This window comes from Streptomyces sp. ADMS, assembly GCF_033441795.1.
Classification (GTDB): Bacteria; Actinomycetota; Actinomycetes; order Streptomycetales; family Streptomycetaceae; genus Streptomyces.
Genome location: NZ_JAVFVX010000233.1, coordinates 1 through 4,169 on the forward strand (window position 1 = coordinate 1; position 4,169 = coordinate 4,169).

The window sequence follows — 4,169 nt, forward strand, 5'->3', positions numbered from 1 at the left end:
CGGGTCGACGCCGAGGACGTCGATGCCTTCGCCTCGGCACTGCACCGGCCTCCACGCGATCTGGCCCCGCTGCTGGGCTTGGAGTTCACCGGCCAGGTGCGGGCTGTGCCGGAGGGCCGGATCGTCCTCGCGGGAGAGCCGCTGCTGGAGGTGACCGCTCCGCTCCCGCAGGCCCAGCTGGTCGAGACGTACGTACTCAACCAGGTCAACCACCAGACGACGATCGCCTCGAAGGCCGCACGGTGCGTCCTGGCCGCGGCGGGGCACCCGGTCGTGGACTTCTCCCTGCGACGCACCCACGGCCCCCAAGCCGGCTTTCAAGCGGCCCGGTTGAGCGCGATGGTCGGCTTCGCGGGTACGAGCAATGTCGCCGCGGCCATCGCCGAAGGGCTGTCGGCCGTGGGCACGATGGCCCACTCGTACATCGAGGCGTTCGGCACGGAGGAGGCGGCCTTCCGGGCCTTCGCCCGGACCCACCCCGGCCCGGTGACGCTCCTGGTCGACACCTATGACACCGAGGAGGGGGTCCGTGTCGCGGCCCGGGTGCTGCGAGACCTCGACCACGCGGCCCGTGGGCCCGGTTCGGCCGTACGGCTGGACAGCGGCGACCTGGGAGCCCTGGCGCTGCGGGCGCGTGCCCTCCTCGACGCGGCGGGACTGCCGGACGTACGGATCATCGCCAGCGGCGGTCTCGACGAGCACTCCGTGGACGAACTGGTCCGCTCCGGAGCACCGATCGACGTGTACGCGGTCGGCACCCGTGTCGGGGTGTCGGCCGACGCCCCGTTCCTGGACTCCGCCTACAAGATGGTCGAGTACGACGGACGGCCGGTGATGAAGCTCTCCTCGGCCAAGGTGAGCGCCCCCGGGCAGAAGCAGGTGTTCCGCTGTCCCGGATTCGCGGACGTGATCGGGCTCCGTGATGAGCAGCCGCCGGGGGCTGGCGTACCGCTGTTGGAGACGGTGATGCGGAACGGGAGGCGCACCGTCGAGCGCCCCACGCTGGACGAGAGCGGGGAGAGGTTCGCTGCCGACCTGGCCGGGCTCCCGCCCGCGGCACGCCGCATCCGGGCGCCCCTCGCGCCACGGGCGACGACCTCCGGACAGCTGACCGTCCTCACCGACCAGGTCCGGCGCCGTATCGAAGACGAGATCCTGGCCTCATCCGCGGACCTGCGCAACCACGAGCGGAGCGCAACCGGATCACAGCGCTCTGTACCGAGATGAGGAGGACAGTGATGCCGCATACCGTGGAATGGAAGGTTCGCCTCTACCTCTTCGAGGACGAGGGAACGACCAAGGCACGGGTCGTGCTGGACACCGGGACCACAGAGCTCACCGGGCACGGGGACGCGCACCGGAACCCCGTGGACACGGACGTGCCGGAGATCGGTGACGAGCTGGCGGCGGGCAGGGCCCTGCACGACCTCGGCCGGCAGCTGGTGGACGTTGCCGAGCGTGAAATCGAGGGCATGGGCGCGGCCTCGACCGAGCGGAGGGATCGCCCGGAGACCGGCTGGCCGTTGCCGGATCAGATGCAAGGAGGATGACCGATGACGCTGCCTGCGCACCAACACCATGGGAGGGGCGCTCTCCCGGTATGGGACCCCTTCCGCGAGCTTGAGGACCTGCACACTCGCATGGACCGGCTCATGCAGTCCGCCTTTCCTGGTGGCGCGAAACTCGGCACTGTCGGGGCATGGGCGCCGCTGGCCGACATCGAGGACACCGAGGACGCGTACCTGGTGGAGCTGGAGGTTCCCGGGGTGGACAAGGACGACATCACCGTGGAGGTCACCGACTCCGAGATCGATGTCCACGGCGAGATCAAGGAGAAGGAACGCACCGGCGTGGTCCGGCGGCGCGCCCGCCACATCGGGGAGTTCGACTACCGTACGAGTCTGCCGCCGAACTCGGACACCGAACACATCAGCGCCGAGCTAGCCAACGGGGTTCTCACCGTGCGCGTTCCGAAGGCCGAGAAGGCCAAAGCGCATCGTATCGAGATCGCCGGCTGAGTCAGGGGCGGGAGCAGTCAGAGGCTGTGCGGGTTCAGGGTCTGTTCCGTAGCAGGGTGCTACGGGCGCGACGGGCAGCCGGGCGATGCCGGGCACCCTCCTTGGGACGTGATCAGGGCGGCGTGAGACCTCGCCGCTCCGAGCCCGGTCCTGCGCTGCCCTCACGTGCCGGTTGCGGAACTCCGGGAGCCGTCTGCTCGGTACGCGATGTGCTCGGCGACAGAGACCACGCCGTCCACGCTCCGGCACAGCCGCTCGATCACCGGGATCAGGGTCCTGACCTCGACGGAACCACCGAGGCTCACGCGTCCTTCGCGCACCTCGACCGTCACGTCCGAGGCGACAGGCCCCAGCGTCCCCCGCAGCACGTCCCCAGTGATCTCGTCGCGGATGGCATCGTCACGACGCAGGAAGATCCTCAGCAGGTCACCGCGGCTGACGATGCCCTGCAGTCGGTCCGCCTCGTCCACCACGGGCAGTCGCTTGACGTTCTGGACTGCCATGAGGCGAGCCGCCTCGACCACGGTCCACTCCGGACGCGCGCACACGGCGGGAGCCGACATCAGCTCTTCGGCCCTGGCGCCTTCGGCCTTGGCGCGCTCCCACGCCTCCAGAAGCGGGACCGGTGTCAGGCCGGAGGGGTCGGCCTGGGCGGAGGACTTGCGCAGCAGGTCGGCCTCGGACACCACACCGATGGGGCGGTCGAGTTCGTCGACCACGGGCACGGCGGTGACGTCGTTGTCCGCGAGCAGTTTGACGATCTCTTTGAACGGCATGTCGCGCCGTGCTCGCACGACGTCTCGGGTCATGAGCTTTTCGACCGTACGGTGGTGCATGTCGCCTCTCCCTTCCGGGGGAGACAGCCAATGGCGAGGGGATGGGGCGTCCCCGCACTGTCCGTCCGGCTACCCGGATCACAGGGTTCTCATCCCGTGCGGCGGCACGCCGCGCGTGGGACGTTGGGTTACAGCAGCATTCTGAGGAAACGGCGGCGATCATGCGAGCTCAACTCGGCGATCAACTCGTGGTCGAGAGCCCTGCCACCGGCGTCACCAGGCGCGACGGCGAGATTGTCGGACTCCACCATGAGGATGGAACGCCTCCCTACGATGTGCGCTGGTCGGACACGGATGAGGTGACCCTCATCTTTCCCGGGCCCGACGCGCACATCCATCACATCGAGCACGGTCCCGGGAGCGCACACGAGCCTTCCCGGCCACGCACGGAACAGCCAGGCGGGCAGAGAAGTGCCGAGGCCCGCGGAACCCCGCTGGGCAGGCCGGCCAATCCCGGTGACATCGGGCGCCGCGTCGCCACCGAGCGCACACGCCAGGGACTGACCCGGGAAGAGACGGCCCGCCGCGCCAGAATGGCGCCGGGATACCTGGCATACCTCGAGGAACAGCCGGCCGACCCGACCGCGGCGAGCCTTATCCGCCTGGCCGACGCGCTGGGCACCACCACCGTCGCTCTGCGGGGCGCCGGCATCGATCTGCCGCCTGGCCTGGGTCAGGCGCTCCTGCACCCTCGGCTGCGGGACCTCGGCCCCGACGAATGCCGCGCCCTGCTGTCCACGCACGGTGTGGGCCGCGTCGCGGTGTCGACAGCGCACGGCCCGGCGGTGGTTCCGGTGAACTACGAGGTCATCGACGATGCGATCGCGTTCCGGACCGCGCCGGACTCGGTCCCGGCGGCGGCCGTGGGATCGGAGGTCGCCTTCGAGGTCGACCATGTGGATGAGGCCATGAGCCAGGGCTGGAGTGTGCTCGTCGTCGGACCTGCGCGGGTGGTCACCGAGCCGGACGCCGTGCTGAGGCTGGTCGATGGCGCCCACACCACGCCGTGGCCCGGGGGTGAACGTGAGATGTGGGTGTCGATCCAGCCCACGCGCATCACGGGGCGCCGTATTACGGCGGCCGAGCAGTGAGGGAGGAGCGCTGATCGGTTCCTCACCGTCCGCGTGCGTGCCGGGTTCGACCTTCTACTGCTCGCCCCCAGGTCCGGCCGGACTGGCGGACTTGCCGGTGAGATGGGGCTCGACGTCCACGACGCCCTCAATGGCGCGCACGAGGCGCACGGCAACCGAGATCAGCGAGGTGTCGCGGATGTGTCCGCGGAGGGTGACGACTCCCTCGTGGCAGTTCACGTGGA

General features: G+C 69.8%; 6 protein-coding genes. 4 read left to right on the forward strand and 2 right to left on the reverse strand.

Annotation, left to right across the window (positions count from 1 at the left end; translation table 11 throughout):
• From RB628_RS39585 to RB628_RS39595, 3 genes are all read left to right on the forward strand, one after another.
• Window positions 1–1,227, forward strand: a 1,227-nt coding sequence (locus RB628_RS39585) for a nicotinate phosphoribosyltransferase (RefSeq protein ID WP_318325493.1), incomplete at its 5' end; no start/stop codon positions are given.
• Window positions 1,228–1,238: 11 nt separating this feature from the next.
• On the forward strand, window positions 1,239–1,550 hold the full coding sequence (locus RB628_RS39590) for a DUF1876 domain-containing protein (protein WP_318325494.1): 312 nt from the start codon (window positions 1,239–1,241) through the stop codon (window positions 1,548–1,550).
• A 3-nt stretch (window positions 1,551–1,553) separates the two neighbouring features.
• A complete protein-coding gene (locus RB628_RS39595; protein ID WP_318325495.1) occupies window positions 1,554–2,018 on the forward strand; it encodes an Hsp20/alpha crystallin family protein in 465 nt (154 codons plus the stop codon).
• 161 nt (window positions 2,019–2,179) lie between these two features.
• Here the strand turns inward: RB628_RS39595 and RB628_RS39600 are convergent, their stop codons facing one another.
• Entirely contained in the window at window positions 2,180–2,854 is a 675-nt protein-coding gene (locus tag RB628_RS39600; protein WP_318325496.1) for a CBS domain-containing protein, read from the reverse strand.
• A gap of 161 nt (window positions 2,855–3,015) precedes the next feature.
• Between RB628_RS39600 and RB628_RS39605 the strand changes: the two genes are divergently transcribed.
• Window positions 3,016–3,945 carry a pyridoxamine 5'-phosphate oxidase family protein gene (locus RB628_RS39605; RefSeq protein ID WP_318325497.1) on the forward strand — a complete coding sequence of 310 codons (930 nt, stop codon included), beginning with the start codon at window positions 3,016–3,018 and terminating at the stop codon, window positions 3,943–3,945.
• A 54-nt stretch (window positions 3,946–3,999) separates the two neighbouring features.
• Here the strand turns inward: RB628_RS39605 and RB628_RS39610 are convergent.
• Window positions 4,000–4,169 (reverse strand): BON domain-containing protein (locus tag RB628_RS39610; RefSeq protein WP_318325498.1); only part of this gene is annotated, 170 nt, incomplete at its 5' end.

Coding starts and splice junctions, on each gene's coding strand:
- RB628_RS39590 (WP_318325494.1), top strand. CDS start 1,239: ATGCCGCATACCGTGGAATGGAAGGTTCGCCTCTACCTCTTCGAGGAC.
- RB628_RS39595 (WP_318325495.1), top strand. CDS start 1,554: ATGACGCTGCCTGCGCACCAACACCATGGGAGGGGCGCTCTCCCGGTA.
- RB628_RS39600 (WP_318325496.1), bottom strand. CDS start 2,854: ATGCACCACCGTACGGTCGAAAAGCTCATGACCCGAGACGTCGTGCGA.
- RB628_RS39605 (WP_318325497.1), top strand. CDS start 3,016: ATGCGAGCTCAACTCGGCGATCAACTCGTGGTCGAGAGCCCTGCCACC.